This is a genomic window from Streptomyces sp. NPDC054770, from assembly GCF_053611985.1.
The window spans coordinates 1-25,352 of record NZ_JBSHBL010000016.1 but is presented as its reverse complement, the minus strand read 5'-3'; the positions used below and the strand labels follow the sequence as shown (position 1 = coordinate 25,352).

The following is a 25,352-nucleotide window of genomic DNA, read 5'->3' as shown; positions in this document are numbered from 1 at the left end:
GAGCTGCCGGATTCAGCAGGGCGCGAACGGCTTTGTCTGGTAAGGGAGAGCGGCCTCCGCGCCGGAGGGATCCCGCGGGAGGGACCTGGCGTACGTCCTGTGCAGCCACCGGTCGTGGCCGTCCCAGCGCGGCGTGAAAGCCGTGCGACCGTGGACGACGCGTGCGTTGTCCAGGATCAGCAAGTCACCGGGACGCATCCGTACCGTGTCGGTGACTTCGTCCAGAGCCTCGGACAGCGCCTGCAGGGCTCGACGGGCCGATGGGTCGCCGGGTTCCAGCAGCTCGCGGTCGAAGGCGAGTCGGGGATCGGCGGGAACACCGTCGACGACCAGCACGTGCGCCTGCGGGCTCGATCCGTCCGTGTGACGGAAGGCCAGGTCCGTGCCGCATGCCCTCCGGCGCTCGCGCAGGATCTCCAGCTCGGCGGCCCCGAGCAGCGGCAGCGCGGCCCGCGCGGCCGCCACGGTCGTCCCGGCAGCGCCGTCGTGGTCCGCGCGTGAGCACGCGAGCAGCAGGAAGTCTGGCCGCCACCGGTGGTACAGCATTTCCGAGTGCAGGGCCAGCGGAATGGTCGAGCTCTGCGCCGACAGCGGATGGGCATTCGGCGACGGATAGACGTCCTGAAGCAGACTGCCCGAGTGCAGCTCGCGGTAAGCGGTGGGCACGCCCATTGCCGTGCATACAGCCAAGAGCCAGCCCTCCATGTCAAGCAGCGGGCGCTCGACCGGGGCGGGCCTGCTGTCAGGCGTTCTCGGCAGCGCGCCGGGTGAACAGGGAAGATCCGTCACGTGAAGATAGCCATGGCCGTCCTGTCCCGTCCTCAGCGCCTCCAGGCGTTCCATAAGGGCACCTGGTAACTTGGCGGCCACCTTGGCTGCGGCGCGGACAAACGCTGCGACATTCTGTCGTGGCACCACGGGCAATCCCAAGGGCAGGCCGTCGAGTTCGTCGTGCCATTCCCCGCACGATATGTGTGCGGACCTCTCATTATCCATGATCCGTCACTCGGCTTCCCGCGCCACCAAAAAGTCGTAGAACAGGCAGCGCGCGTCGAGCGCCGCGCTGACGCCGTACTCGATGTCCGCCCTGGTCGAGGGGTTTTCTGCCGCGGCGTCGATCAGCGACTCGAGGAGTTCGGTGTGCCGCGTGTCGGCTTTCATGTTCTCGGTGAAGTACGAGAGGTCGGCCGCCGGGAAACGGGACCGGACGGCGGCTTCCAACGGGCGGAATTCGGCGAGCGACAGGTACTCGTTCGCGTAACAGAAGGCGCCCACGCCTCGCCAGACGCTCCACATCGTGAGTTCGCGCTGCGTCTTGAGGAACGCAAGCGTCCCGTCGGTCGGAGGGCAGTCGAGTCGGTCCCTGCCGACTCCCATCGAATTGAGCAGGTTGTCGAGCAGGACGGCGTGGGCCTGGTCGGGATTCCCCTCACCGAACTCCTCCCACAGGTTCTCGGCGAGCACCGTCCTCATGGGGAAGTCATCGGCGCACGAGATCAGTAGACCGATGGACCGGGGAAAGGTGTACGACACGTGGCGTTCCTGAAGCCCCCAGGCGATGAGATGCTCGGGCTCGGCCTTGCCGGAGGCCACCAACGCGAGGAACGGGTGGCGAAGCACCCTGTGCTGATCCACGAAACTTCGCAGATGTTGCGACGTTGCGTACATGGCGTCCGCCTCCGCAGTATCCAGTCGGCTCAGCCTTGCGTCGGCGGAGTCTCCGTTCGGGGGGCGGGTGGCGGCGGAGCGGGGGTGTTGAAGGTCAATCCGGAGAAGTCCCGCCCTTGCACCACGTGCCCGTACTGGGTGCCGCCGCTGAGCGTGTTGTGGACGTCACCTTCGCTGGTTCGCATAGATTTCGCCTGTTCAATCCACTGCCGCAGGTCGGCGGAGAACTCCGGATCCACCGTGGCTCGCGTCGCCAAGGCGGTGCTCAACGCCCTTGCACGCGCCGTGTCACCGGGCTCCTCCTGAAGCCGGATCAGCTCCGTCTCTCCGGTGCTGACAGCCGGAGCCTGCGCGGATGGGTCGTAGCCGTGTCCGAACGGGCGGCGTACCAGCGAGGTGAGCGCTACCCACGCCTGGTGGCCGAGTGCACCGCCGGCGCCTCCTGCCAGTTCCGCGAGTAACGCCGCCGACACCGGATCCATGCCCCACCGCCCTTGGCGAGTACTGCCCGACCACCACTGGACACGCTACCGGCCCGGCCATGTCTCACGGGAGGTAAGTGCGGAATTGGTGCATACTGTGGCCGCTCGCCGGCTGCACCGCGCAGCGGGCCTGCCTGTCCGGGCGAGCACTGCATCCCGGAAGGGGGCGCACATATCCTGAATCGCTCCGGGATCGGTGGGGGCCCTGTGCGTCGACTCCAGCCGTCGGTCGCGGCTGGCGTTGGGCGGATCTTCTTCCCGCGCCCGGCTCCCTCGATGCCGATGTCGCGCATCAGCGGGGCGATGGTGCAACGGGCTGCCGATATGCCCTCACGGTGCAGCTGCCGCCAGACCTGCCAAACCCCGCAACCCTCGGATTTGCCCGTATGGATGCAGCTGACGGTCGCAGGTTCAAATCCTGTCGTCCCGACTGGAGACAGTCGCAGGTTGGGGCCGGTTCGGAGGAGTCCGAACCGGACCTTGATCATTTTTGGGCACCGGTCGGGGACCGGCATGCGGTCTGGAGTACGGTCGGCGGCCAAGGGACGGCGCGCGAGGCCGTCCGCGCCGGTGACGGCGGTCATCGCGTCTTCTCGGGGTGGGTGAGGCCGGTGACTCGCATGGTGATGATCAGCCGACCGTACTCCAGACCGCAGGCAGGGTCGGGGGTGCCTTCGTGGACACCGAGGTGGACGTAGTGGGAGGGGCCACCGAAGACGAACACGTCTCCGGAGGCGAGTTCGATGTGCTCGTCGAGGGTGAGCCGGCCCGGCGCGGGCACCGTGCCGGGCGCAACCTCCATGGCGGGTTGGGGAATCAGTGCGCTCACGCGGTCACCTCCTACGGCGGGTAGGAGGTGACCCACGCCCCGCGTACCTCCCAGACGCCGCCGTCGGTGCTCGCGCCGCGCAGCCCGCTCAGGGTGTCGGGGCCGGCGAGTGCGGTCAGGAGGGGGGTGTGCGGCGAGGAGAACGCGACGGTGCGGGCTGGGTCGAAGTCGGTGGTCCGGCGCAGGCGGCGCGCGAGCTGGGCGAAGCCCAGTACAGCGGCGGCGATCACCCATGCGTCGGGGGTTTCGGCGGTCAGACGCCTGGCCGAGCGCAGCCAGGAGGCGGCCGTCTCCGGCCAGTCCACCACCGTGAGCACCTGTCCGCCCCGGGCCGTCCACGCGCGAACGAACGCCCGGGCCGCGGCGCGGGAGGCGTCGTCGCGGCCGTGTCCGATCGCGACCGTCTCGATCCGTGCCTTCGGCGCGGTCAACAGTCCGATGACCGTGGCGAGTTCGGCTTCGGTGTGCGGCTGGGGTGCGGGCAGGCCGCCTGCGTACGCGGCGAGGTCGGCCGCGCCGATGAGGGGGGAACAGGAGGTGTCATGCTGCTCGGTGCGGGAGTTCATGAGGTGGTGGTGCTTTCTCGGTTCGCTCTCCAGCGGGCGTACTCGGCGGGAAGGCACGCGGCGCAGGGCCGGTATCCGGCGGCGATCGCGGTGGTCTCGTCGGCGAAGAACACCCGGTTCCCGACGTAGTGGCCGCGGGCGATGGCCCGCAGCGCGGACGGGCAGTCCAGCCGCCCGTACAGGCGTCCGCGGCGGTGCCCCCCGAGAGCTCCCGGAATCGGGCTCCGGTAAGGCTGTCCGTCCGGGCCGAGCAGGGTGTAAGCGCGCTCGGGCTCGCCGGCGACGGGGCGGGCGGCGGTCATGCCGCGTCGTGGAAGACGATGCCGAGGGTGTGGCGGCGGCCGGAGCGGACGGTGCTCACGCCGTGCCGCATCGGCCCGTTGGACCAGCCGCGCTTGGTCGCCACCGGCCGGCCGCGGGTGGTGAAGACCAGGCCGTGGCCCTGCGGCAGGGTCGTGGCCGAGCCGCGGGACTGCGCACGCGGCCGCTGCTCGGTCATCAGGAACTCCCCGCCGGTGAAGTCCGTGCCGGGGGCGTCGAGGCCGATGACGACCTGAAGGGGGAAGACCATGTCGCCGAACACGTCGCGGTGCAGGGCGTTCCAGTCGCCGGGACCGTAACGCAGCAGGATCTGCGCGGATTTGGTCTGGCCTGCCTCGTGGCACAGCCGAAGCCACTCCTCCAGGCTGTCGGGCCAGGGCGCGGGCTTGCCGAGCCTGGCCGCCCAGTCGCGGGCGATGGGCAGCAGGCGCGGGTAGAACGCCTCGCGCAACTCCCGCACCAGGTCGGGCAGATCGTGGGTGAAGTAGCGGTACTGGCCGGAGCCGAAGCGGTGGCGGGCCATGTCCACGGTCGTGCGGAAACGGGCCGGCTCGTCGTAGAGGGCGGCGATCTCAGCGCACTCGGCGGGTGTGAGGAGCTGCCCGGTCAGGGCGTTGCCGTGCCCGTCGAGTTCGTCGGTCAGGGCTGCCCAGTCACTGTGGGCGACCCGGCCGGCGACCGGGCCCGCGAGCCGGGTGGTCTCGATCATGGTGGGGGATTCCTTGCGTCGAGGGTGACGCCACCCCGGTTCCGCCGTCACGAGGGGGACGGTGCGCAGCCGGGGGTGACGGTTTCTCAGGCGGCCTGGTGGACGCTTTCGAGGTCCAGGAGCCGCTGCCCCCGCTCCAGACCGCCGGCGTAGCCGGTCAGCGCGCCGTCGGCGCCGATCACACGGTGGCAGGGGCGAACGACCAGCAGCGGGTTGGCTCCGATCGCGGTGCCCACGGCCCGTACCGCGGCCCTCGGGGCGCCGATCCTGTCGGCGATGTCGCCGTAGGTGAGGGTGGTGCCGTACGGGATGGCTTCCAGGGCCGTCCACACCCGCTGCCGGAAGTCCGAGCCGCTGGTGACGTACTCGATGCCGAAGCGGGTGAGTCCGCCGTCGAAGTAGGCGCGCAGCTGGGCGACGATCTCGGTGAACGCCTCCGGCTTGCGGATCCAGCCGCCTTGGACGACGGCCTCGTTCTGCCGGCCGGGCACGGACAGCGAGGCCAGTGCGGTGCCGCCCTCGGCGGTGGCCGATTCCTCGCCCACCAGCAGCAGTTCGCCCAGCGGGCTGTCCATGGCCGTGTGGAGCGTCATCGGTCCGGTGTCCTTCCCTGAAGGCGGTGCAGCGCCGTTTACGTCAGAGGAGGGCGGGCTGCAGGGCGCCCTCGTGGGTGAGGAGGTGGATCTTGCGGTCGACGCCTGCCGCGTAACCGCGCATCGAGCCGTCGGCGCCGATGACACGGTGGCAGGGGCGCACCAGCAGCAGCGGGTTCGCGCCGATGGCCGCGCCGACCGCCTGGACGCGCTCGCGCCCTGGGCCGAGTTGTTCGGTGAGCGCGCCGTACGTCGTGGTCGTGCCGTACGGGATCTGCTCCAGCGCGCGCCAGACGCGCCGCTGGAAGTCCGTGCCGCCCGGGGTGAAGGGGATGTCGAAGCGGGTGAGTTCGCCCGCGAAGTACGCCTCCAGTTGGCGGATGATGTCCGCGAACGGCTCCTTGTCCTGGCGGAAGCCGGGCCGGACGGCCGGGGCGTTCTTCTGGCCGGGCATGGACAGCGAGGCCAGGGTGATCCCGTCGCCGGTGTCCTCGCCGACCAGGAGCAGGTCGCCCAGCGGGCTGGTGATCGTCGTGCAGGCGGTCATCGTCGCCTCCTTCTCGTCAGCATGCGTGTCACCTTCGACTCTGCTGTCCGGGGAGCACGGGTGCTGGCGGGATCCGGACGTCACGCTGCGGGGTGCGGCGCTGACCGGCGCCGGGCAACCACTCCAGGCGGAGACAAGTCCGTGTCGGACCACGTCGGCAACGGTACGCGGCGGTCCGCTCAGCGGACTCCTGTCGTTCTCGGATCGGACCGCTTGGCCGAATAATGAGCCCACTCGATTCCAGGGGCTCCGCTGGGAGGCGGCTTCATGCGTGATACCGCCGCGCGAGCAACGAACGTACCCGTCGGGCCCCGCACATTACTCAGGCCGGCCTCCACAAGAGTCGGCTGAGCAGCACCTCCACAGCACCGAGTGCAGCAACACGAGCACCGGCAGGTCCGCCGCCCGCTCGAAGCGCCGCGTTCACGCCACCTGTCGGGGCGTCCCCACCGCTCTCAGGGCACCCACCTGCTGCAGGACCGCCCTGCCGCTCCGACATCGCGCGGACTCACACCAACGGAACATCCACGAGTCCCGCGTACCCATTCGATGCTCCGACGCCGAAGGTTCAGATGACACGCTCGCGCCTCACTCTCACAGTCACTGCCGGTGCCGCCGGGCTGGCGCTGCTGACCACCGCATGCGGCGGCGGAAACAGCGCTTCGTCCGGCACCGCGACAGCCCAGAACAAGAACGTCCTGACGGTCGCCTCGGCGATCGCGCCCAACACCCTCAATCCGGCTCTGGGCGGTTCCTCCGACCCGCAGCAGTATTTCTTCGAACTGGCATACGACACGCTGATCCGGCAGACCCCGGACGGGAAGTACACCTCCGACCTCGCGGTCAAGTGGGGCTATGTCGGCTCCGGCAGCAAGACCTTCGACATCACCCTGCGGTCCGGCGTGAAGTTCAACGACGGCTCCGCCCTCACCGCCGCGGGCGTGAAGAAGTCGCTTCAGTACTACGCGAAGGCCGGCGGACCGCTGGCGGCCGACCTGGCCCCCGTGGGCTCGATCGACGTCCTCTCCCCGCTCAAGCTGCGCCTCCACCTCAAGACGTCCGATCCGCTGATGCCGCTCTACCTCTCCAGGCCGACCACCGGGGAGATCATCAGCCCGGTCGGCCTCAGCAAGACGGGCGAACTCGGGACCACCACGCACGGCGCCGGGCCGTACATGATCGACGCGTCGCAGACCGTCTCCGGGCAGACCTACACCTACGTCCCCAACCCCACGTACTTCGACAAGTCGCGCGTGCACTGGAAGAAGGTCGTCGTCAAGGTCATCAAGGACGAGAACACCACGCTCAGCGCCTTCCGCTCCGGGGAGGTGGACTACGCGCTCGGGGATTCCACGACCGCCAAGGCCGCGAAGTCGGCCGGGTTCCAGGTCCTGTCGAGCCCCTTCTCGATCATGCAGCTGATGATCATGGACCGGACCGGGGCCATGGTCAAGGCACTGGGTGACCTGCGGGTACGGCAGGCCATGATGTACGGCATCAACCGGGACTCGATCGCCACAGCCCTGTACGGCACGTACGCCAAGGGCTGGGACTATCCCGTCCTCCCGAACACGAGCGGCTACACCCAGGGCAGCGAAGGAAAGTACGCCTACGACGTCGACAAGGCCAAGAAGCTTCTGGCGGAGGCGGGTTACCCCAACGGCTTCACCCTGCCCATCACCGTGAACCTCACGGGCGTCGGAGAGTCCCAGGCCGCTGAGGCCTTCGCCGCGGAGATGGCGAACATCGGGATCAACGTCAAGATCAACGTCCCGGCGAACGTCAACGAGCTCTTCTCCACCTACACGAAGTACCCGGCGATGATGTTCGACTACGGCGACGGCATCACCCCGCCGTACGCCCAGGGCAACGATCTCCTGTACAGCTGGGGCAACCCGTTCAAGGAGAACGACAAGCAGCTCGACGCGCTGTACGGCAAGGCGGCCTCCGCGCCGACCGCCCAGCTCCAGGAGCAGGGCTGGCAGAAGTTCGAACAGCGGCTGTCCGACCTGTCCTGGACGATCCCGATGGTCTCCATGGAAAAGATCGTCTACGCCCGGCCCGGCCTCCAGGGCATCGGCCTCTCGGCCACGAACCTCACGCCGGACCTGACGTCCCTCCACGCCGCCAAGTGACCCTCCCGAGAAAGGCACCACGTCATGTGGCGAACCAGCGGAATGCGGATCGTGCAGGCAGTGCCCCTGCTGCTTTTCGTCTCGGCGCTCACCTTCTTCCTCCAGCTGTTCATACCGGGTGACGCCGCCCGGTCCATCGGAGGTCTGAACGCCTCACCCCAGGCGGTCGCCGCACTGCGGCACCGCCTCCACCTCGACCAGCCGGTCTGGGAGCGCTACTGGGCCTGGCTGAAGGACGCGGTCCACGGCGACCTCGGGCAGTCGATCAGCAGCAACGAGTCGGTCTCGGGCACCCTCAACACCCGGCTGGGGGTGACCCTCTCCCTGGTGATCGCGACCACCCTGCTCGCGCTGGTCGTCGGGGTCGTCCTGGGCATGGCCGGCGCCCGCGGCGGCCGCACCACGCGGGTCGCCGCGGACACCGCGTCCATCGCCGGCATGACCATCCCCGCCTTCTGGGTCGGCCTGCTGGGCATCTGGATCTTCAACACCCGGTTCGGGCTGCTGCCGGCGAACGGCTACGTGTTCTTCGGGACGTCCGCCGGCGGCTGGGCGCGCTCGCTGCTGCTGCCGGTGGCCGCACTGGCCTTCGCGCTGGTCACAGTGATCGCCAAGCAGACCCGTGAGCAGCTCGCCGACGTGCTGGGCCGGGACTTTGTCCGCAACCTGCGGGCCAACGGCGTCAGCGAGCGGTCGATCCTGCTCAAGCACGCGCTGCGGCACGTCTCCGTCACGGTCCTGACCGTGGCCGGCAACAACCTCATCGGACTGCTCGGGTCGGCCGTGGTGATCGAGGAACTCTTCGGTCTGCCCGGTCTGGGCAGCGCAGCGGTCACGGCCGCGTCCAGTGGCGACATTCCGGTCATCCAGGGAGTGGCGGTGTACTTCACCCTCATCGTGGTCGGCCTGAACCTCCTGCTCGACCTCGCCGTCGGCTGGCTCAACCCACAGGCGGTCGCCGCATGAGCACACAGGAAGCATCGATGACCAAACCCGAACAGGCAAAGGACGCTCCGGCCTCCCCCGTCTCCGCCGCGGTGCGCCCGTCCCGGGGGTCCGTCCTGCGCCGCGTCCTGCGCCGGCCGCGCATCGCGATTCCGGCCGTGGTCCTGGTCCTGGAACTGATCGCGTCGTTCGGCGCCAGGTGGCTCGCGCCGTACCCGCCGCAGCAGGCGGACTTCACCGCGGCACTCAGCGGGCCGAGCGCGAAACACCTCCTCGGCACCGACCGGCTCGGCCGTGATGTGCTGTCGCGTCTGATGTACGGCGGCGCGGACACGTTCCGGGAGATCGCGACCGCCGTGGTGATCACCCTGGTGATCGCGGTTCCCCTCGGCCTGGTCGCCGGCCTGCGGCGGGGCCGTCTCGACGCCGTGCTCATGCGGATGGCCGACGTGGTGATGTCGATCCCCGGCATCATCCTGCTGCTGATCGTGCTGGCCCTGTTCTCCCAGAGCATGACCGCGGCCATGGTCGTGATCGGCCTGCTGTCGGTACCCGGCATGATGCGGGTCGTCCGGTCGGCGTCGCTGACGGTCGGCCGGGAGACCTACGTCGCCGCGGCGCGGGTGTCCGGGCTCAGCACCTGGCGGGTGGCCCGCCGGCACGTGCTGCCGCGCATCACCGGCCTGGTCCTGGTGAACACGGCGCTGGCGTGCGCGAACACCCTGCTCATCGCGGCCGGCCTGAACGCCATCGGTCTCGGGGTGAAGCCGCCCGCGCCTTCCTGGGGCGGCATGATGGCCGACGCCTCGCAGACGCTCAACGAGAGCCTCTGGCTGGCCATCCCCACCGGCGGTCTTGTCGCCGTGACCGCCGCGGCACTGATCGTCCTCGGCGACGGCCTGCGCGACACGCTCGCCGAGCGCTGGTCCGGCACCTCGCACACGGAGCCGGCCCGACGCCGCAAGGCGTCCGCCCCGGTGGCCGACGCTCCGGCGGTGCCGGAATCCGACGACGCCCGGCTGCCGGAGGACCCGAACCCGGTCGTACGGCTCACCAAGGTGACCGTCACCGCGGACACCGAGCACGGAGAGGCCGACCTGATCAGCGAGGTGAGCCTGTCCGTGGGGCAGGGCCGCTCGGTGGGACTGGTCGGCGAATCCGGCTGCGGCAAGTCCATGACGGGGCTGGCGCTGCTCGGCATGCTGCCCGCCGGCACCCGCGTCTCCTCGGGCACGGTCGAAATCGACGGCACCGACGTCGGACAATTCCGCGCGGCCCGGTGGCGGGCGCTGCGCGGCGGCACCATCGCCTTCATCTCGCAGGAACCCATGGTCGGCCTCGATCCCCTGTTCACCATCGGCCACCTGCTGCGTGAGGCGGTCCGCACCCACGAGAAGCTCTCCCGCAAGGAAGCCACACTCCGGGCCCGTGAACTGCTCGTCCAGGTACAGCTCCCCGACCCGGACCGGGTCATGAAGCTGCGCCCGTCGCAGATCTCGGGCGGCATGGCCCAGCGCGTCTCCATCGCCGTCGCACTCGCCGGACGCCCGCGCATCCTGGTCGCCGACGAACCGACCACCGCGCTCGACGTCACCGTCCAGCGCGAGATCGTCCAACTGCTGCGCACCATCCAGCGGGACACCGGCATGGCGCTGCTGATGATCAGCCACGACTGGGACGTCATCGCCGAGGCCTGCGACACCGCCCTGGTCATGTACGCGGGCCAGGTGGTGGAAGCCGGTCCGACCGACCAGGTCATGACCGCGCCGGCGCACCCGTACACCCGCAAGCTGCTCGCCGCGAACCCGCGGCTGGCGATGGTGGGCGAGCCCATCCCCACCATCCCCGGCACCGTGCCGCCCCCCGGGCAGTGGCCCGTCGGCTGTCACTTCGCCGAGCGGTGTCCCGACCGGGTCTCCCGTTGCACCGAGGCGCCGATCGCCCTGATCCGGCCCACCGACCAAGGCCTGGCCCGCTGTGTGCGGGCCGGCGAAGAGCTGGAGGTGTCCGCGTGAGCACGACCGAAGCGCCGCTGCTCGACATCCGCGGTCTGTCCGTGTCGTACCACCGCCGCGGCAAGGGCACCCCGGCCATCCGGGACGTGTCCCTGGACATCCGGCCCGGCGAGACCGTCGCCCTGGTCGGCGAGTCCGGGTCCGGCAAGTCCACCCTGGGCCGTGCCGTGCTCGGGCTGACGGCCGCCACCCAGGGCACGATCCTGTTCGACGGCCGGGACATCACCCATGCCGGCGCGGCCCGGCGCAGGGAGCTGAGCAAGAGCATCCAGGCCGTCTTCCAGGACCCCAACGGCTCACTCAACCCGGCTCTGACCGTGGGCCAGACCCTGGCCGAACCCCTTCTGGTGCATTCCCGCGACGAGCGGTCCGTGGTCCTGGAGCGGATACGGGAGGTACTGGCGCTGGTCGGGCTGCCGGCCGAGGCGGCCGGCCGTTACCCGCGCCAGTTCTCCGGAGGCCAGCGGCAGCGGATCGCCATCGCCCGCGCCCTGGTCATGTCGCCGAAACTCATCGTCTGCGACGAGCCGGTCAGCGCGCTCGACCTCTCGGTCCAGGCACAGGTCCTGAACCTCTTCACCACGCTCCAGCGGCAGACAGGTGTCAGCTACCTGTTCATCTCCCACGACCTCGCCGTGGTCCGGCACCTCGCCCAGCGGATCGTCGTCCTGTACCGCGGTGACGTCGTGGAGAGCGGAACGACCGAGGACGTCTACGCCGATCCGGCACACCCCTACACACGACGACTGCTGACGGCGGCCGGGGTCGACGTGACCCCCGCTGCTTCCGCCCGTTGACACAGGCAGTCCCCGACCTCAGTACGCGGAGGCACACATGCAGCAGTTCACCGACCGCTTCGGCGTCACCGAGCCGCCGGAGCGGTCCGGTTTCAGCGCCGGACGGCTGGCGCGGATCACCGAGTTCTTCGACCGGCAGACGGACCTCGGGATCATCCCGGGCTGGTCGGCGCTCGTGGCCCGGAACGGCGAACCCGTGTACGCGGCGGGTGGCGGACTCCGGGACCTCGAACTCGGGCTCCCGGTCGAACCAGGAACCCTCTGGCGCCTGTACTCCATGACGAAACCGGTGACCTCCGTCGCCGTCATGATGCTGGTGGAACGCGGCCTGCTCGGACTCGACGACCCGGTCAGCGCCTACCTCCCCGAGTTCGCGGACATGACGGTCTACGACGGCGGGTCACCGGGCAGCCTCCGGGTGCGCCCTGCCGCACACCCCGTGACCGTGGGCCACCTGCTCACGCACACCGCGGGGCTGACCCTCGGGCTCTCCCACATGGACCCGGTGGACGCGGTGTACCGCCAGGCGGGCTTCGACGTGCTCCCGCTGCCGGGCACCACACTCCGGCAGATGTGTGCCGATGTGGGCGGCCTGCCACTGCTGTTCGAACCCGGTACCGCCTGGAACTACTCCCTCGGCGTCGACGTACTGGGCCGGATCGTCGAGGTCGTCGCCGGCGAGACCCTCGACAGGTTCATGGAGACGAACGTGCTCGGCCCGCTCAAGATGACCGACACCACGTTCTCGCTCGCGCCCGAGCGGCTGCCGGACCTGGCGGAGGTCTACAGCCCGGACCCCGAGTCGGGCCGGCTGGCCGTGAACGGGGAACTGCGGCCCACCTTCCGCGAGCCGGCTCAGTTCCCTTCCGGCAGCGGCGTGCCCGGACTGGTGTCGACCCTGGCGGACTACCACCGGTTCGCGGCCATGCTCGTCCGCGGCGGCGAACTCGACGGCGAACGGCTGCTCGGCCCGCGCACGCTCGCCCTCATGACCGCCAACCACCTCCCCGGCGGCGCCGACCTGAACTCCGTCGCGGTGTACCCGGACGACGAGCACCGTGGCTGCGGCTTCGGACTGGGCTTCTACGTCGTCACGAACCCCGTGGCCGCGTCCTCGCCCGGCAACAAGGGGGAGTTCGGCTGGTCCGGTGCGGCGAACACGCACTTCTTCGTGGACCCGGTCGACGGTGTCACGGCCGTGTTCTGCACGCAGGTCGTCACCTGGGGCAAGCACCGACCGCCCCTGCGCCGCCAGTTGCGAACGCTCGTGTACCAGGCCATGACCGCCTGAACCACAAGGGGGACGCGGTGCGGCCGGGCGTGGTGCGACCCGGTTGCTTATGCGCTGCGGACATCCGGGCGGAGTACGGTGGAGCCGAGAGTTTGAATTCTCAAACAGTCGCTCATCGGAGAACGTCATGCGCGTCGCGATCACCGGATCCACCGGACTCATCGGTTCCGCCCTCACCCGTTCCCTGCTCGCCGACGGTCACCGCGTGCTGCGTCTGACCCGCGGCCGGACCGTGGCCCCGGCGTCGGACGGGACCGAATCGGCGCCCTGGGAGCCCGGCGCCCGGCTGGACCCGGCCGTCCTGGACGGTGTCGACGCCGTCGTGCACCTCGCCGGAGCGGGGGTCGGCGACCGGCGCTGGACCGCGGCGTACAAGCAGGAGATCAGGCTCAGCCGCCTCCAGGGGACCCGGACCATCACCGAGGCCTGCGCCGAGGCCGCCGAACCGCCCCGGGTGCTGGTCTCGGCCTCGGCCACCGGCTACTACGGCGACACCGGCGACCGGGTCGTCACGGAGTCCGACCCGGCCGGCAGCGACTTCCTGGCCTCCGTCTGCGTCGGCTGGGAGTCCGCCGCCGCGCCGGCCGAGCGGGCCGGCGTCCGGGTCGTGCACCCGCGTACCGGTCTCGTGGTCTCAGCCGACGGCGGCGCCTGGGGCAAGCTCTTCCCGCTCTTCCGCTTCGGCCTCGGCGGCCGGCTCGGCTCGGGTGACCAGTTCTGGCCGTTCATCTCGCTCCCCGACCACATCGCCGCCCTGCGCCACGCGATCGACCACGACGACATCGCCGGCCCCCTCAACTTCACCGCCCCCGAACCGCTGACGAACCGCGAGATCACCCGCGCGATGGGCCGGATCCTGCACCGGCCCACCCTCGCCGCCGTCCCCGCCTTCGCGCTGAGGACCGTCCTGGGCGGGTTCTCCGAGGGCATCACGGGCAGCTGCCGAGCCGTTCCGGCCGGTCTGCTGAAGGCCGGCTTCACGTTCCGGCAGCCCGGCATCGACGAGGCGCTGCGCGCCGCGCTGTCCCAGGAGCAGGAGCAGGAGCAGGAGCAGGAGCAGGAGCAGGAGCAGGAGCAGGAGCCGTCCGGCGTCCCCGGTGGTCGCTCCGACCTGCCGCGTTAACCTGAGGTCATGTGCCCGAACCGTCCGGAAGGGGCCGAACCCGAGTCGTCCCCGGCCTCGGCGGCGCGGGCGAGCATGCCGGCGCTGGCCCTTCGGCAGGCGACGACGGGCGTCGGAGGGCAGGGCGCCCTCCTGCACCGCTGGGATCCCGGCACGGGCCTGCTGACCCTGCTGGCGGTGGACGGTGTCGACGCCGAGGCCGCGCGGCCCTGGGCGGAGCTGCGCGAGGAACAGGACACACCGCCGTCCCGGGCGCTGCGGCGCGGTGTCCTCGTCCAGGTGGCCGGGGACGGCCTCGGGACCGGCGCGGCCGGCGCGGTGGCGGTCCCGCTGATCGGGGCCGACGGGCCGGTCGGCACGCTCTCGGTGCTGCTGGCGCCCGGGACCGGCGAGCCCGGCGACGTACAGCTGTCCTTCCTGCACGCGGTGGCGGCCTGGGCCGCCGAACACCTGGACCGCGCGGAAGGAAGGACACCGCGCCGGGAAACCCCGCCCGGGCACGGGCGGACGGCCCGGGCGATGGAGCTGACCGCGACGCTCGCCGAGGCCGTGACCGTCCAGGACGTCGTACGGGCCGTGGCGCAGCACGTCCTGTCACCGTTCGGCGCCGACGGGCTGATCGTCTCCGTGTTCGAGGACGGCAGGCTGACCAGGGTCGGCGAGGTCGGGTACCCGGCGGACTACCTGCGGCGGTTCGAGGGCCCGCTCAACGCCGGCATGCCCGTCACCGACGTGCTGCGCACCCGCAGGCCGCAGTTCATGGAGTCGCCCGCCCAGATGTACGAGCGCTATCCCGCCGTCACGGACAAGATCATGATGGGTGTCTCGCCGAAGACGGCGTGGGCGTTCCTGCCGCTGATCGCCTCCGGGCGGGCCGTCGGGGTCTCCGTCCTGTCCTACAACCGGCCGCGCCTCTTCAGCGAGGAGGACCGCGCCCACCTGACCACGCTCAGCGCCCTGGTCGGCCAGGCACTGGAACGGGCCCGCCTCTACGACCTGGAGCACGCCCGCGCCCAGGAACTGCAGAGCGCCCTGCTGCCCCGGATCCTGCCCCGGCTGCCCGCCGCCGTCGCGGCCGCACGGTATCTGCCGGCGGGCCGGGGCGAACAGGTGGGCGGCGACTGGTTCGACGTGATCCCGCTCTCCGCCGACCGGGTCGCCCTGGTGATCGGCGACGTGATGGGCCACGGCATCGCCGAGGCCGCCACCATGGGCCGGCTGCGCACCGCCGTACGCACCCTCGCCGACCTCGACATGGCCCCCGACGAGCTCCTCGGCCACCTCAACGACCTGGTCAGCGACCTGGGCGAGGACTTCTACGCCACCTGCCTCTACGCCGTCTACGACCCGGTCGGCCGCACCTGCCGCTACTCCCTCGCCGGGCATCCGCCACCGGTGTTCGTGCATCCCGACGGCACCGCGCGGAGCCCCGTCGTGAGCCCCGATCCGCCGCTCGGCGCCGCCACCCCGCCGTTCGCCGTGCACGAACTCCCGCTCGCGGACGGGAGCCTGGTCGTCCTGTGCACCGACGGGCTCATCGAGTCCGGCGCGCGGGACGCCGAGCAGGGCCTGGCCGAGCTGCGGCGCGTGCTGGGCGGGGCCGCGGTCCGCCCGGCCCGCTTCACCGGCGCCGACCAGGAGGAGGACGTCCGCGCCCTGGCGGAGCTGTGCGAGACGGTCGTCTCGGAGCTGCTGCCGGACCGGGAGCGGACCACCGACGACGCGGCCCTGCTCATCGCCCACACCCGGGCCATGCCGGCCGGCGACATCGCCTCCTTCGGCCTGCCCGACGACCCCCGGGCGGCCGGGCGGGCCCGGGAACTCGTCCGCGACCAGCTCTCCCGGTGGGGCCTGGAGGATCTGTCGATGACCACCGAACTCCTGGTGAGCGAGCTGGTCGGCAACGTGATCCGGCACGCCAAGGGCCCCATGCGGCTACGACTGCTGCGCAGCCGCATCCTGACCTGCGAGGTCTACGACGGCAGCCTCAGCACCCCGCGCATCCGCCATGCCACCTACACCGACGAGGGCGGCCGCGGCCTCCAGCTGGTCGCCGCGCTGTCCCGGCGCTGGGGCGCCCGCTACCTCAGCGACGCCAAGTGCATCTGGACCGAACAGGACATCCCGAACGGCTCCGATGTTCCATCATCAACAGGTCTGAGCTGAGATGTCTTGCCGGATCTGTCAATGCTGGACTTACGATGGAATCATGAGCCTTCGCCACGCACTCATCGGACTCCTCGTCGACCGGCCCGCCAGCGGCTACGACCTGCTGAAGCTGTTCGACACCTCGCTGGCCTACGTCTGGCCGGCCACCCAGAGCCAGGTCTACGGGGAACTGAACCGCCTCGCGGAGGCCGGACTGGTCGACGTCTCCGCCGAGGGGCCGCGCAGGCGCAAGGAGTACCGGGTCACCGAGGAGGGGCTCAAGGAACTGCGGGAGTGGCTGGTCGCCCCGACCCAGCAGCAGCCGCGCCGCAGCGAACTGCTGCTGAAGGTGTTCTTCTTCAGCCTGGCGACGGACGACCAGGCCCGCTCGGTCCTCGCCGAGCGGGCGGAGCTGGCCGGGGCCTACTACGACCGGCTCGCGGAGCTGAGAACCGAACTGGAGCAGGACGAGGGACCGTTGACCGCCAACGGCCGGATCGCCCTGGAATACGGCCTGCGCTGGGCCGAGATGGAGCGGGAGTGGGCCCGCTGGGCCGCCGAACAGCTCGGCTGAACGCCGTCGGCGGCACACCGGCCGGGTGCCCGGGGCGGCTCCCTAGCTCACGAACCCCACATGGGCCAGGGCCTGCTTCAGCAGCACCGAATGGCCGCCGGGCATCTCGCTCTGCACGGCTTCGGACACCGCCTCCTGCGGGCTGAACCACACCAGGTCCAGGGCGTCCTGCCGGGGCCGGCAGTCACCGGTGACCGGCACGATGTAGGCCAGGGACACCGCGTGCTGACGCGGGTCGTGGTACGGGGTGACGCCCAGCGTCGGGAAGTACTCGGCCACCGTGAACGGCTGCAGCGAGGTCGGCACCCGGGGCAGCGCGACCGGGCCGAGGTCCTTCTCCAGATGGCGCAGCAGGGCGTCGCGGACCCGCTCGTGGTGCAGGACCCGGCCGGAGACGAGGGTCCGGCTGACCGTTCCGTCCGGGCCGATTCGGAGCAGCAGCCCGATGCTGGTGACTTCGCCGCTGTCGTCGACGCGCACGGGCACGGCCTCCACGTACAGGATCGGCATGCGGGCGCGAGCCATCTCCAGCTCGTCGGAGGACAGCCAACCGGGCGTGGTATCGGTCATGTCAGACATTGCTTGATCATACTTTCCGGGCGGGGCGCGCGGGTCAGTCGCGGCCGGGGTCGGATGCGGGAAGTCCGTAGAGGCGACGGGCGTTGTCGCGTCCTGTCCAGGCGGCGATCCGCACCGCGTCGGTCGGGCTCAGTTCGTCGGCGTCCACCCGGTCCTGGAGCAATCCGGCCAGTCCCTGCCGGAAGGACAGCGCGCCGAGGTGGTGGAACTCAGCCACACCATAGGCGTCCGAGCTGTACAGGAGTTTGCGGAACGGCGTGATCTCCATCGCCTCCGCCAGAACCGCCCCGGCCCGGGCCGGCCCCACGTGGTGCAGCGTGAGCCCGACATCGAGGTGCACATGCTCGAACACCGCGGCCAGGTAGGCGGCTTGGCGCTGGTAGGGCCAGCAGTGCAGCAGGAGCACCGGGACGGTGCCGGCGGTCAGCCGCAGCCAGTCGGTGAGCAGGGCCGGGTCCGCGAGGTGCAGCCGCAGGTCCGAGTCCCCGAAACCGGCGTGGAGCTGGAGCGGCAGCCCGAGACCGACGGCGGTCCACAGCAGATGACGCATCAGCACCGGGTCCGTCAGCTTGCCGCCCCGGGAGAACCACAGCGCGGCCGCGCGGGTCACCTCGGCGTACGTCGGGCGCGCCGGGTCCAGGGCGAAGCCGGTGCGGTAGGCGGCCACCGACTTGACCGCGACCACCCCCGGCCGCCGTACCGCCGCCTCGGCCGCCGCGCGGAAGGCGGCCGCGTACCCGGCCGCCTCGATGCCCTGCGCGGCCACCGCCTCGGCGACGCTCTCCAGACGTACGACCTCGTACGCTCGTGCACCGGCCGCCGCCGCGAGTTCGGCGGGGGAGGTGACCGGGTGCGGGGCGAAGCCGGTGTCCACGCAGAACGCCTCGGTGTGCGCGGCCGCCAGGAACCGGCGGTTGACCTCCTGCCAGCCCAGTTCGGCCCGGCGCGCCAGGTACTCGGCGGTGGGCGCGTGCCGGTCCAGGCCGAGCAGGGGCGCGCAGTGCCGTCGTACGGCGAGGCCGGCCGGGGTGTCGAACGGCGAGACGCCCGGCCAGGCCTCGCCCTCGGTCAGCAGCGACGCGAACTCCGGCTCGGCGAGGTCGGCGGTGACCGCGCCGTGGCAGTGGTGGTCGACGAGGGGGAGCGCGTCGAGGGCTTCCAGGATCGGTCCCGCCATCAGTACTTCCAGCGGTAGGCCGCCGCCACCCCGGCGTCGTCGAGGCCGGCCACGGCCGCCGCCTCGCCTTCGCGTACGGCGATCACCGCGTCGGCGAGGACCGGGCCGAGCGCGGCGCGCAGCACCTTGTCCTCGCGGAACTCCTCGACGGCCTGGGGGAGCGAGGTCGGCAGCCTGCGCACGCCCCGCGCCACCGCCTCGTCCGGGATCAGCCGGGCCGGGTCGTCGCGGACCTCCTCGGGCAGCGCCGCGGCCGAGGCGAGGCCGTCGAGTCCGGCGGCGATGGCGCAGCCCAGGGCCAGATACGGGTTGGCGGCCAGGTCGACCGGCTTGATCTCCAGGTTGGCGTCCTGGCTCTGGTGGCCGGCCGTGCCGGTGATGACCCGGATCCCGGTCTCCCGGGTCTCCCGGCCCCAGGCCGTGAACACCCCCGCCCACTGGGAGGGCTTGAGGCGCAGATAGCTGGCCGGGCTCGGCGCGGTCACCGCCGTCAGCGCGGGCAGGTGCGTCAGCAGCCCGGCGATGAAGGACTCCGCCGCGGCCGTCATGCCGTACCTTCCGTCGCCCCCGACGTGCAGGTTGACCCCGTGGCGCCACAGGGAGAGATGGAGGTGGCCGCCGTTGCCGACGCCCCGCTCGGCGACGGCCGGGGCGAAGCTCGCCCGCAGGCCGTGCTTCTGCGAGACCGCCCGGATGGTCTGGCGCACCAGCACGCTCTGATCGGCCGCCGCCACCGGGTCCAGGGCGCCGGTGGAGAGCTCGAACTGGCCGGGCGCGTACTCGGGGTGCAGCTGGGCGACCGGCACCTCCTGCCGCTCGAAGGCCGCGAGCAGGTCGGCGGTGTAGTCGCTCAGCTCGATCTGCCGGGCGGCGCCGTACGCCGGGCCCGAGGTGGCCGGCACGAACTCGTCGGCCGGCGCGGCGGCCCGGCCGAGCGCCCACTCGATCTCGACGCCCGCCTTGAACGTGATGCCGTGCCGGTCCTCGGCGTCGGCGACGACCCGGCGCAGGAAGGTGCGGCTGCACCCGGGGTGCCGGTCGCCCTCCTGGGTGACCCGGTCGACGGGCGCCCAGGCCCAGCCGGGCTGTGCGGCCAGCACCACCAGCCGGTCCAGGTCCGGGTAGAGCCGCAGATCGCCGTCGGGCGAGCCGAGGACGTCGGTACGCACGATCGCGTCGTTCGCCAGGAACGTGTCGAACACCGGGGACATGCCGACACCCCAGGCCACCGCAGGCTGGAGCCCCTGCCAGGGCACCGTCTTGACCCTGCACACCCCGGCGGTGTCCACATGGGCCAGCACGATCCCGCGCACGCCCTGCGCGGACAGTTCGTGGGCGAGGGCATGGGCCCGGGCGAGATCGCCGGGACTCCCACCGGGCACGGGGTCGACCAGGGGTGGCATACGACGTCCTCCTCGACGGGCTCGGATGCACGCGTCCCGGCCAGGGTTTCACGGCGACCGCGCCGAACTGCGCTACCGGCGCCGGGCGGTACGGGCTCTTTCTGCGAGGAGGGGGAGCGGGGCGGGGGAGGGGGGCGGCGGAGGGGGACGGGGGATGGGGCGGGGCTCCGGGCTCAGTCGGCGAGGAGTTCTTCCGACAGGTCCCACAGGCGGCGCGCGTTGTCCGGGTCCACGGCGTAGCGCGCCACGCCGTGCAGCGTGCCGGTGCGGCGGTCCACGACCTCGCTGTCGGCGCAGTCGTCGAAGTACCGGCCGCCGACCCCTTCGAGCAGGGGCGAGGTGGCGAGCAGCACCGAGGTCGCGGCGCCCTGCTCGGTGGTCTTGATGAGTTCCGCCGGGACCTGCCCGCTGCCGCGGCCACCGGTGTGGCGCTGGAGGTTGGTGTAGATCGCGCCGGGCATCAGGGCGTTGGCGGTGATGCCGTCCGCGGCCCAGCGCCGGGTGGCCTCCACCGCGAACAGGACGTTGGCGGTCTTGGACTGACCGTAGGCCAGCCACGGGTCGTAGGGCCGGAAGGCGAAGTCGATGTCGTCCCACACCACCGGCGACCGCTGGTGACCGGTGGAGCTGACGACGACGATCCGGGCGGCGCCGTCAGCGGCCAGCGCCCCGTGCAGCCCGGTGGCCAGGGCGAAGTGGCCCAGGTGGTTGGTGGCGAACTGCCACTCCCGGCCCTGCTCGGTGTACTGCTCCGGGCAGGCCATCACGCCCGCGTTGTTCACCAGGATGTGCAGCGGGCCCTGCCAGGCGGCGGCGAAGGCCGCGACCGACGCCGGGTCGGTCAGCTCCAGCTGTGCGACCCGCACCTGCCGGTTGCCGGTCGTCTCACCGATGTCCTTGGCGACCCGCTCGCCCGCGGCCGGGTCCCGCACCGCGAGGGTGACCTCCGCACCGGTCGAGGCCAGCGCCCGGGCGGTCTCCGCGCCGATGCCCGAGGAGGCGCCGGTGACCACCGCACGGCGGCCGGTCAGGTCGATGCCCGCCGCGACCTCGGCGGCCGTGCTGGAGAAGCCGAAGGGAGTGCTGATGGCGCTCATGAAAAGAACTCCGTGCTGCGTGCTGCGTGCTGCGTGCTGCGTGCTGTGGGGCTGTGTGGTGCGGAGACGTGTGGTGCGGAGCCATGTGGTGCGGAGCCATGTGGTGCCGGACGGCGTCGGGCTCGGTGCTCACGGTGTGACGAGGCGGTCCTGCTCCACCGGTGGCGTGCCCTCGCGCCAGGGCAGCGGTTCGCCGAAGCGGATCAGTTCGCCGTAGAGGGCGGGCTCGACCTGCTCGGCGAAGACCAGGTCGAGCACCGCGCGGGCGGCCTCGGCGGGGGACTGGGCCCCGCTGTAGTCGGTGAACCAGGGCCGGGAGGTGGCGGTGTCGACCATGCCGGGGCAGACGGCGGCGATCAGGGTGTCGGTGGCCAGGTCCTGCTCCCGGCGCTCGGCGGCGACCGCGCGGACCGCGGCGACCTGGGCCACCTTCGAGGGCACGTTCAGCCAGACCGGCCAGCCCGCCTCCGCCGCCGTGCTGTTGTGGATGGCGCTGCGCCAGGACTCGACGGCGTACTCCACCTGGTCGAGGCTCGCGCCGTCGAACAGGTGGTGCAGCCGCGGGTCGAGGTGGCCCAGGGTGCCGAGCGAGCTGGCCACCACGAGCAGCCTGCCGCGCGGGCGCAGGACGGCGCCGAAGGAGCGCAGGACCGCGTGGGTGGCGGTGTTCGAGACGTCGATGAACTCGTCGGCCCGCGCGGACTGCGAGTCCTCGGGCAGTACCCGGGCGACCGCGTTGGAGACGACGACGTCCACCCCGCCGTACCGGGCCCTGAGCTCGTCGGCGAGCCGGGCGATCGCGTCGGTGTCGGTGACGTCCAGGACCCGGCCCTCGACGCGGGCGCGTGTCGAGGGCTGCCGGGTGATCTCGACGGCGGCGTCGGTCACCCGCCCGGGGTCGCGTCCGGTGAGCAGGACCAGGTCGTCCGGGCCCAGCCGGGCGGCGAGTCCTTCGGCGAGGGCGCGGCCGAGTCCTTGGTTGGCGCCGGTGACGAGGGCGATGCGGGAAGCGTTCATGCGTCCCACGCTAGGAACGCCGTGTCCATGAGTCCAACGAAAGTTATGCACCGCTAGTATGCGGAAACGTCATGGACTTCAACGATGTGTCACTCACCGCGCTGCGGGTCTTCCGCGCGGTCGCCGAACAGGGCACCTTCACCGCGGCCGCGGCCTCGCTGGGCTACACCCAGTCGGCGGTGTCGCGGCAGATCGCCGCGATCGAGCGGGCGGCGGGCGCGGAGCTCCTCGAGCGACGGCGCGACGGCGTACGGCTCACCGCGGCCGGCCGGGTCGTCATGCGGCGCGCGACGACCGTGCTGGACGAGATCGAGGCGACCGCGAGGGAACTGTCCGGGCTGCCGGGAGAGGCCGGCACGGTCCGTCTCGGCTGGTTCCCCACCGCGGGCGCCGCGCTGGTGCCCCGCGCCCTGACCGCGCTGCGCCGCACGGACCCCGGGCTCCGGGTCGTCGGCCGCGAGGGCACCACCCCCGCACTGGTGCGCGCCCTGCGGGCCGGCAGCATCGACCTGGCCCTGCTCGCCTCGGCACCGCCGTTCCGGGCGCCGGACGCCGAATCGCCCCCGCTGGTGCTGCAGACCCTCACCGAACGCGCCCTGTGTCTCGCGCTGCCGGCCGGTCACCCCCTGGCCCGCGGTGATTTCGTCGACGTGGCCGACCTGCGCGGGCAGCGCTGGATCGCCGGGTCCGCCTCCGGGGAGGACCGGCTGATGGGCGTGTGGCCCGGCCTGGACGAGCGGCCGGAGATCGCGCACATCGCGCGGGACTGGCTGGCCAAGCTCCATCTCGTCGCCGCCGGATGCGGGTTGACCACCGTGCCGGCCGCCCTCGCCTCCGCCGCACCGCCGGGTGTCCGGATCCTGCCCGTCCGCGGCGGCCCTCAGGAACAGCGCCGTCAGCTCCTGGCACGGCTGCCGCACCCGCCGGCCGAGGCGGTCACCCGGGTGGCGGCCGCTCTGCGGGCGGCGGCACTCGACGCGGACGCGGCGGACCGGCCCGGGTGAGCCCCGGGAGGCTCAGGTGTTCTCGGCCGCGAACATCCAGCGCTGCTTCTCCAGGTCGGCGGTGAGGGAGATCAGCAGGTCCTGGGTGACCGGGTCGGGTTCGGCGGTCGCGGCGATCCGCTCGCGCAGCCGCCCGATCGCCGCCTCCAGGGTCCGCACCATCAGGTCGACGACCTCGTCGTCGCGCAGCCAGCCGTCCTTGGTGCCGGGCAGCGAGAAGGCCGCGGCGATGGTCTCCGGGCGGCCGTCCGGCGGCACACCCAGCGCGGCGGCGCGCTCGGCGACGGTGTCCGAGTAGGTGCGGGCGGTGGCGACGATCTCGTCGAGCTGGAGATGGATCGAGCGGAACCGCGGTCCCACGATGTTCCAGTGCGCCTGTTTCCCGGTCAGCGACAGTCCGAGCAGATCCACCAGGGTCTCCTGGAGGGCGCTCCCGGTGACCCGGAGCGCCTCGTCGGGCAGCGTGTTCCTCACCACGGACATGGTGCGCATCTCCCTTCCGAGCTGTGCCGTCATCGCTGCGCGGGTGCCCGTGCCGATCAGCCGCAAACGCGCACGGCCGATCGGCGAGACGGTACTTACATCGTCGGGTTGTCCGGACATAACATCGGTCCCCGCATGAACACGATGACGCTCTGGCACATATCCGGCTGGGAGTTCGCCGCCCTGGCACTCGCCGCTCTGCTCGTCGGCTTCTCCAAGACCGCCGTCAGCGGGGCCAACACCGTCAGTCTCGCCATCTTCGCCGCGGTACTCCCGGCCCGCGCCTCCACCGGGGTCCTGCTGCCGCTGCTCATCGCGGGCGACGTGCTGGCCGTGGCGACCTACCGCAGGCACGCCCACTGGCCCACGCTGTGGCGGCTGTTCCCGGCGGTCGCGGCCGGCGTGCTGATCGGCACCCTGTTCCTGGTCTGGGCCGACGACAGCGTCGTACGGACCTCGATCGGCGCGATCCTGCTGCTGATGGCCGGGGTCACCCTGTGGCGGCGCCGCTCGGCCGAGCGACCCGACGACCCGGACGCGGTCACCACCCGGGCGGGCCGGGTGAAGGCCGGTTCGTACGGCGTGCTCGGCGGCTTCACCACGATGGTCGCGAACGCGGGCGGCCCGGTGATGTCCCTGTACCTCCTGTCGGCCGGTTTCCGGAAACTCGGTTTCCTCGGCACCTCGGCCTTCTTCTTCCTGATCGTCAACCTCTCCAAGGTTCCCTTCAGCGCCGGCCTCGGCCTGATCGACGGCCACTCGCTGCTCCTCGACGCCGCGCTGGTCGCGTTCGTCGTCCCCGGCGCGTTCATCGGCAAGTGGGCCGTGCACCGGATCAACCAGCGGCTGTTCGAGCAGCTGGTCATCGCGGCGACGATCGTCGGCGGCCTCCAGCTCCTCCTGCGCTGAACGGTCCGACCGGGAGCCCCCGGCCGGTCCGGCGGCCCGGGAATGCGATGGCGGGAGGTGTTGTTGGACAGGTCGTGAATGACATGCCCGGATCAAAGATCCAGGGTGTGGGCGAAAGGAGGACCTCATGGCACGCAGCACCGCGCGTCCCGTCGTCAGGCTGAAGTCGACGGCCGGGACCGGTGTCACCTACGTGACCCGCAAGAACCGCCGGAACGACCCCGACCGGCTGGTCCTGCGCAAGTACGACCCGGTGGCCGGCGCGCACGTCGACTTCCGCGAAGAGCGCTGACCGCTCGCGCGAAGAACGCCGAACCGCAGCGAACAGCAGGGCCGAGCGCCCCGGGAGGACCGGCCGGGCAGACCCCGGGAACCCCGCAGGGCCGAGGCCCAGGAAAGGAAACCCCATGAAGTCCCGCATCCACCCCGAGTCCCGCCTCGTGGTCTTCCGCGACCGGGCCGCGGACACCGCCTTCCTGACCCGTTCCACCGCCGACTCGTCCCGGACGGTCGAGTGGGAGGACGGCAACACCTACCCGCTGATCGACGTGGAGATCTCGTCCGCGTCGCACCCCTTCTACACCGGCAGGACGCGGGTCGTGGACAGCACCGGCCGGGTGGAGCGCTTCGAGCGCCGCTACGGCCGCACCGCCGCCGCCCGCGGCTGACCCGGCCCGGCGACCGACCCGAGGAGAACAGAACCATGAAGGTGCGCAAGTCCCTACGCTCACTGAAGGCCAAGCCCGGCGCCCAGGTGGTCCGCCGACGTGGCGTGGTCTACGTGATCAACAAGAAGGACCCCCGCTTCAAGGCCCGCCAGGGCTGACGGAGGCCCCGTCCCACGACGGCCGCCCGGCGATCCCGCCGGGCGGCCGTCGCACGTCACGGCGTGCCTCCGCCGACCGGATTCCGGACGCCGGCGCCGTTCGGGTGCCTGTGC

Annotated in this window: 28 protein-coding genes and 1 pseudogene; 13 read left to right on the top strand and 16 right to left on the bottom strand. The window is 71.6% G+C overall.

Annotated features, from left to right (window positions below; all coding sequences use genetic code 11):
* Positions 1-12: 12 nt before the first annotated feature.
* The 10 genes and pseudogenes from ACWGKQ_RS16615 to ACWGKQ_RS16570 all read right to left on the bottom strand — a co-directional run bounded on the left by ACWGKQ_RS16615 (position 13) and on the right by ACWGKQ_RS16570 (position 5,715).
* Positions 13-843, bottom strand: a complete 831-nt coding sequence (locus ACWGKQ_RS16615; RefSeq protein WP_453292638.1) for a TauD/TfdA family dioxygenase — start codon at positions 841-843, stop codon at positions 13-15.
* A gap of 159 nt (positions 844-1,002) precedes the next feature.
* Positions 1,003-1,668: an iron-containing redox enzyme family protein gene (locus ACWGKQ_RS16610; RefSeq protein WP_453292637.1), complete on the bottom strand. Its 666-nt coding sequence runs from the start codon at positions 1,666-1,668 to the stop codon at positions 1,003-1,005.
* A 29-nt stretch (positions 1,669-1,697) separates the two neighbouring features.
* The gene (locus ACWGKQ_RS16605; RefSeq protein ID WP_453292636.1) at positions 1,698-2,150 is read right to left on the bottom strand and encodes a hypothetical protein; all 453 of its coding nucleotides are present in this window, start codon (positions 2,148-2,150) and stop codon (positions 1,698-1,700) included.
* 239 nt (positions 2,151-2,389) lie between these two features.
* Positions 2,390-2,515, bottom strand: a pseudogene (locus tag ACWGKQ_RS16600) (IS3 family transposase); the annotation flags it as partial.
* Positions 2,516-2,730: 215 nt separating this feature from the next.
* The gene (locus ACWGKQ_RS16595) at positions 2,731-2,979 is read right to left on the bottom strand and encodes a hypothetical protein (RefSeq protein ID WP_453292635.1); all 249 of its coding nucleotides are present in this window, start codon (positions 2,977-2,979) and stop codon (positions 2,731-2,733) included.
* Positions 2,980-2,990: 11 nt separating this feature from the next.
* Complete coding sequence (locus tag ACWGKQ_RS16590) at positions 2,991-3,545, bottom strand: hypothetical protein (RefSeq protein WP_453292634.1); 555 nt, start codon at positions 3,543-3,545, stop codon at positions 2,991-2,993.
* Positions 3,542-3,847: an Ada metal-binding domain-containing protein gene (locus ACWGKQ_RS16585; protein WP_453292633.1), complete on the bottom strand. Its 306-nt coding sequence runs from the start codon at positions 3,845-3,847 to the stop codon at positions 3,542-3,544. Before ACWGKQ_RS16585 ends, ACWGKQ_RS16590 begins: the two co-directional genes overlap by 4 nt.
* A complete protein-coding gene (locus tag ACWGKQ_RS16580) occupies positions 3,844-4,575 on the bottom strand; it encodes a 2OG-Fe(II) oxygenase (protein WP_453292632.1) in 732 nt (243 codons plus the stop codon). The genes ACWGKQ_RS16585 and ACWGKQ_RS16580 overlap by 4 nt, the downstream gene beginning before the upstream one ends.
* A gap of 86 nt (positions 4,576-4,661) precedes the next feature.
* Complete coding sequence (locus ACWGKQ_RS16575; RefSeq protein ID WP_453292631.1) at positions 4,662-5,168, bottom strand: methylated-DNA--[protein]-cysteine S-methyltransferase; 507 nt, start codon at positions 5,166-5,168, stop codon at positions 4,662-4,664.
* 43 nt (positions 5,169-5,211) lie between these two features.
* Positions 5,212-5,715 carry a methylated-DNA--[protein]-cysteine S-methyltransferase gene (locus ACWGKQ_RS16570; RefSeq protein WP_453292630.1) on the bottom strand — a complete coding sequence of 168 codons (504 nt, stop codon included), beginning with the start codon at positions 5,713-5,715 and terminating at the stop codon, positions 5,212-5,214.
* 572 nt (positions 5,716-6,287) lie between these two features.
* On the opposite strand from ACWGKQ_RS16570, the gene ACWGKQ_RS16565 reads away from it, so the two are divergent.
* From ACWGKQ_RS16565 to ACWGKQ_RS16530, 8 genes are all read left to right on the top strand, one after another.
* The gene (locus ACWGKQ_RS16565; protein ID WP_453292629.1) at positions 6,288-7,850 is read left to right on the top strand and encodes an ABC transporter substrate-binding protein; all 1,563 of its coding nucleotides are present in this window, start codon (positions 6,288-6,290) and stop codon (positions 7,848-7,850) included.
* A gap of 24 nt (positions 7,851-7,874) precedes the next feature.
* Entirely contained in the window at positions 7,875-8,816 is a 942-nt protein-coding gene (locus ACWGKQ_RS16560) for an ABC transporter permease (protein WP_453292628.1), read from the top strand.
* A gap of 17 nt (positions 8,817-8,833) precedes the next feature.
* On the top strand, positions 8,834-10,810 hold the full coding sequence (locus tag ACWGKQ_RS16555; protein WP_453292627.1) for a dipeptide/oligopeptide/nickel ABC transporter permease/ATP-binding protein: 1,977 nt from the start codon (positions 8,834-8,836) through the stop codon (positions 10,808-10,810).
* Positions 10,807-11,607: an ATP-binding cassette domain-containing protein gene (locus ACWGKQ_RS16550; RefSeq protein ID WP_453292626.1), complete on the top strand. Its 801-nt coding sequence runs from the start codon at positions 10,807-10,809 to the stop codon at positions 11,605-11,607. The genes ACWGKQ_RS16555 and ACWGKQ_RS16550 overlap by 4 nt, the downstream gene beginning before the upstream one ends.
* A gap of 37 nt (positions 11,608-11,644) precedes the next feature.
* Entirely contained in the window at positions 11,645-12,898 is a 1,254-nt protein-coding gene (locus ACWGKQ_RS16545; RefSeq protein WP_453292625.1) for a serine hydrolase domain-containing protein, read from the top strand.
* A gap of 127 nt (positions 12,899-13,025) precedes the next feature.
* The gene (locus ACWGKQ_RS16540) at positions 13,026-14,021 is read left to right on the top strand and encodes a TIGR01777 family oxidoreductase (protein WP_453292624.1); all 996 of its coding nucleotides are present in this window, start codon (positions 13,026-13,028) and stop codon (positions 14,019-14,021) included.
* Between the two features lie 9 nt (positions 14,022-14,030).
* Complete coding sequence (locus ACWGKQ_RS16535) at positions 14,031-16,187, top strand: ATP-binding SpoIIE family protein phosphatase (RefSeq protein WP_453292623.1); 2,157 nt, start codon at positions 14,031-14,033, stop codon at positions 16,185-16,187.
* A gap of 43 nt (positions 16,188-16,230) precedes the next feature.
* Positions 16,231-16,743, top strand: a complete 513-nt coding sequence (locus ACWGKQ_RS16530; RefSeq protein WP_453292622.1) for a PadR family transcriptional regulator — start codon at positions 16,231-16,233, stop codon at positions 16,741-16,743.
* Positions 16,744-16,785: 42 nt separating this feature from the next.
* Here ACWGKQ_RS16530 and ACWGKQ_RS16525 read toward each other — a convergent pair whose 3' ends face one another.
* From ACWGKQ_RS16525 to ACWGKQ_RS16505, 5 genes are all read right to left on the bottom strand, one after another.
* On the bottom strand, positions 16,786-17,313 hold the full coding sequence (locus ACWGKQ_RS16525) for an NUDIX hydrolase family protein (RefSeq protein WP_453292743.1): 528 nt from the start codon (positions 17,311-17,313) through the stop codon (positions 16,786-16,788).
* Between the two features lie 43 nt (positions 17,314-17,356).
* Positions 17,357-18,499 carry an amidohydrolase family protein gene (locus tag ACWGKQ_RS16520; RefSeq protein ID WP_453292621.1) on the bottom strand — a complete coding sequence of 381 codons (1,143 nt, stop codon included), beginning with the start codon at positions 18,497-18,499 and terminating at the stop codon, positions 17,357-17,359.
* The gene (locus ACWGKQ_RS16515) at positions 18,499-19,902 is read right to left on the bottom strand and encodes a glutamine synthetase (RefSeq protein ID WP_453292620.1); all 1,404 of its coding nucleotides are present in this window, start codon (positions 19,900-19,902) and stop codon (positions 18,499-18,501) included. Before ACWGKQ_RS16515 ends, ACWGKQ_RS16520 begins: the two co-directional genes overlap by 1 nt.
* 173 nt (positions 19,903-20,075) lie before the next feature.
* Positions 20,076-20,999 (bottom strand): SDR family NAD(P)-dependent oxidoreductase, encoded by a 924-nt coding sequence (locus ACWGKQ_RS16510; protein ID WP_453292619.1) that lies wholly within the window; start codon positions 20,997-20,999, stop codon positions 20,076-20,078.
* Positions 21,000-21,128: 129 nt separating this feature from the next.
* Positions 21,129-22,016: an SDR family NAD(P)-dependent oxidoreductase gene (locus tag ACWGKQ_RS16505; RefSeq protein WP_453292618.1), complete on the bottom strand. Its 888-nt coding sequence runs from the start codon at positions 22,014-22,016 to the stop codon at positions 21,129-21,131.
* Positions 22,017-22,087: 71 nt separating this feature from the next.
* Between ACWGKQ_RS16505 and ACWGKQ_RS16500 the strand changes: the two genes are divergently transcribed.
* On the top strand, positions 22,088-23,020 hold the full coding sequence (locus ACWGKQ_RS16500; RefSeq protein ID WP_453292617.1) for a LysR family transcriptional regulator: 933 nt from the start codon (positions 22,088-22,090) through the stop codon (positions 23,018-23,020).
* Between the two features lie 12 nt (positions 23,021-23,032).
* Here ACWGKQ_RS16500 and ACWGKQ_RS16495 read toward each other — a convergent pair whose 3' ends face one another.
* Positions 23,033-23,503 carry a Dps family protein gene (locus ACWGKQ_RS16495; protein WP_453292616.1) on the bottom strand — a complete coding sequence of 157 codons (471 nt, stop codon included), beginning with the start codon at positions 23,501-23,503 and terminating at the stop codon, positions 23,033-23,035.
* Positions 23,504-23,638: 135 nt separating this feature from the next.
* Between ACWGKQ_RS16495 and ACWGKQ_RS16490 the strand changes: the two genes are divergently transcribed.
* The 4 genes from ACWGKQ_RS16490 (at position 23,639) to ykgO (ending at position 25,238) form a co-directional block, all read left to right on the top strand.
* On the top strand, positions 23,639-24,412 hold the full coding sequence (locus ACWGKQ_RS16490; protein ID WP_453292615.1) for a sulfite exporter TauE/SafE family protein: 774 nt from the start codon (positions 23,639-23,641) through the stop codon (positions 24,410-24,412).
* A 127-nt stretch (positions 24,413-24,539) separates the two neighbouring features.
* The gene (gene rpmG / locus ACWGKQ_RS16485; protein ID WP_046728127.1) at positions 24,540-24,704 is read left to right on the top strand and encodes a 50S ribosomal protein L33; all 165 of its coding nucleotides are present in this window, start codon (positions 24,540-24,542) and stop codon (positions 24,702-24,704) included.
* A 115-nt stretch (positions 24,705-24,819) separates the two neighbouring features.
* Complete coding sequence (locus ACWGKQ_RS16480) at positions 24,820-25,080, top strand: type B 50S ribosomal protein L31 (RefSeq protein ID WP_453292614.1); 261 nt, start codon at positions 24,820-24,822, stop codon at positions 25,078-25,080.
* Positions 25,081-25,115: 35 nt separating this feature from the next.
* A complete protein-coding gene (gene ykgO, locus ACWGKQ_RS16475) occupies positions 25,116-25,238 on the top strand; it encodes a type B 50S ribosomal protein L36 (RefSeq protein ID WP_046728129.1) in 123 nt (40 codons plus the stop codon).
* Positions 25,239-25,352: the final 114 nt, after the last annotated feature.

What these genes read in the sequence shown, in the direction of transcription:
- ACWGKQ_RS16615 (WP_453292638.1), bottom strand. Translation starts at nt 843, where the DNA reads ATGGAACGCCTGGAGGCGCTGAGGACGGGACAGGACGGCCATGGCTAT.
- ACWGKQ_RS16610 (WP_453292637.1), bottom strand. Translation starts at nt 1,668, where the DNA reads ATGTACGCAACGTCGCAACATCTGCGAAGTTTCGTGGATCAGCACAGG.
- ACWGKQ_RS16605 (WP_453292636.1), bottom strand. Translation starts at nt 2,150, where the DNA reads ATGGATCCGGTGTCGGCGGCGTTACTCGCGGAACTGGCAGGAGGCGCC.
- ACWGKQ_RS16590 (WP_453292634.1), bottom strand. Translation starts at nt 3,545, where the DNA reads ATGAACTCCCGCACCGAGCAGCATGACACCTCCTGTTCCCCCCTCATC.
- ACWGKQ_RS16585 (WP_453292633.1), bottom strand. Translation starts at nt 3,847, where the DNA reads ATGACCGCCGCCCGCCCCGTCGCCGGCGAGCCCGAGCGCGCTTACACC.
- ACWGKQ_RS16580 (WP_453292632.1), bottom strand. Translation starts at nt 4,575, where the DNA reads ATGATCGAGACCACCCGGCTCGCGGGCCCGGTCGCCGGCCGGGTCGCC.
- ACWGKQ_RS16575 (WP_453292631.1), bottom strand. Translation starts at nt 5,168, where the DNA reads ATGACGCTCCACACGGCCATGGACAGCCCGCTGGGCGAACTGCTGCTG.
- ACWGKQ_RS16570 (WP_453292630.1), bottom strand. Translation starts at nt 5,715, where the DNA reads ATGACCGCCTGCACGACGATCACCAGCCCGCTGGGCGACCTGCTCCTG.
- ACWGKQ_RS16565 (WP_453292629.1), top strand. Translation starts at nt 6,288, where the DNA reads ATGACACGCTCGCGCCTCACTCTCACAGTCACTGCCGGTGCCGCCGGG.
- ACWGKQ_RS16560 (WP_453292628.1), top strand. Translation starts at nt 7,875, where the DNA reads ATGTGGCGAACCAGCGGAATGCGGATCGTGCAGGCAGTGCCCCTGCTG.
- ACWGKQ_RS16555 (WP_453292627.1), top strand. Translation starts at nt 8,834, where the DNA reads ATGACCAAACCCGAACAGGCAAAGGACGCTCCGGCCTCCCCCGTCTCC.
- ACWGKQ_RS16545 (WP_453292625.1), top strand. Translation starts at nt 11,645, where the DNA reads ATGCAGCAGTTCACCGACCGCTTCGGCGTCACCGAGCCGCCGGAGCGG.
- ACWGKQ_RS16540 (WP_453292624.1), top strand. Translation starts at nt 13,026, where the DNA reads ATGCGCGTCGCGATCACCGGATCCACCGGACTCATCGGTTCCGCCCTC.
- ACWGKQ_RS16535 (WP_453292623.1), top strand. Translation starts at nt 14,031, where the DNA reads ATGTGCCCGAACCGTCCGGAAGGGGCCGAACCCGAGTCGTCCCCGGCC.
- ACWGKQ_RS16530 (WP_453292622.1), top strand. Translation starts at nt 16,231, where the DNA reads ATGAGCCTTCGCCACGCACTCATCGGACTCCTCGTCGACCGGCCCGCC.
- ACWGKQ_RS16525 (WP_453292743.1), bottom strand. Translation starts at nt 17,313, where the DNA reads ATGACCGATACCACGCCCGGTTGGCTGTCCTCCGACGAGCTGGAGATG.
- ACWGKQ_RS16520 (WP_453292621.1), bottom strand. Translation starts at nt 18,499, where the DNA reads ATGGCGGGACCGATCCTGGAAGCCCTCGACGCGCTCCCCCTCGTCGAC.
- ACWGKQ_RS16515 (WP_453292620.1), bottom strand. Translation starts at nt 19,902, where the DNA reads ATGCCACCCCTGGTCGACCCCGTGCCCGGTGGGAGTCCCGGCGATCTC.
- ACWGKQ_RS16510 (WP_453292619.1), bottom strand. Translation starts at nt 20,999, where the DNA reads ATGAGCGCCATCAGCACTCCCTTCGGCTTCTCCAGCACGGCCGCCGAG.
- ACWGKQ_RS16505 (WP_453292618.1), bottom strand. Translation starts at nt 22,016, where the DNA reads ATGAACGCTTCCCGCATCGCCCTCGTCACCGGCGCCAACCAAGGACTC.
- ACWGKQ_RS16500 (WP_453292617.1), top strand. Translation starts at nt 22,088, where the DNA reads ATGGACTTCAACGATGTGTCACTCACCGCGCTGCGGGTCTTCCGCGCG.
- ACWGKQ_RS16495 (WP_453292616.1), bottom strand. Translation starts at nt 23,503, where the DNA reads ATGTCCGTGGTGAGGAACACGCTGCCCGACGAGGCGCTCCGGGTCACC.
- ACWGKQ_RS16490 (WP_453292615.1), top strand. Translation starts at nt 23,639, where the DNA reads ATGAACACGATGACGCTCTGGCACATATCCGGCTGGGAGTTCGCCGCC.
- rpmG (WP_046728127.1), top strand. Translation starts at nt 24,540, where the DNA reads ATGGCACGCAGCACCGCGCGTCCCGTCGTCAGGCTGAAGTCGACGGCC.
- ACWGKQ_RS16480 (WP_453292614.1), top strand. Translation starts at nt 24,820, where the DNA reads ATGAAGTCCCGCATCCACCCCGAGTCCCGCCTCGTGGTCTTCCGCGAC.
- ykgO (WP_046728129.1), top strand. Translation starts at nt 25,116, where the DNA reads ATGAAGGTGCGCAAGTCCCTACGCTCACTGAAGGCCAAGCCCGGCGCC.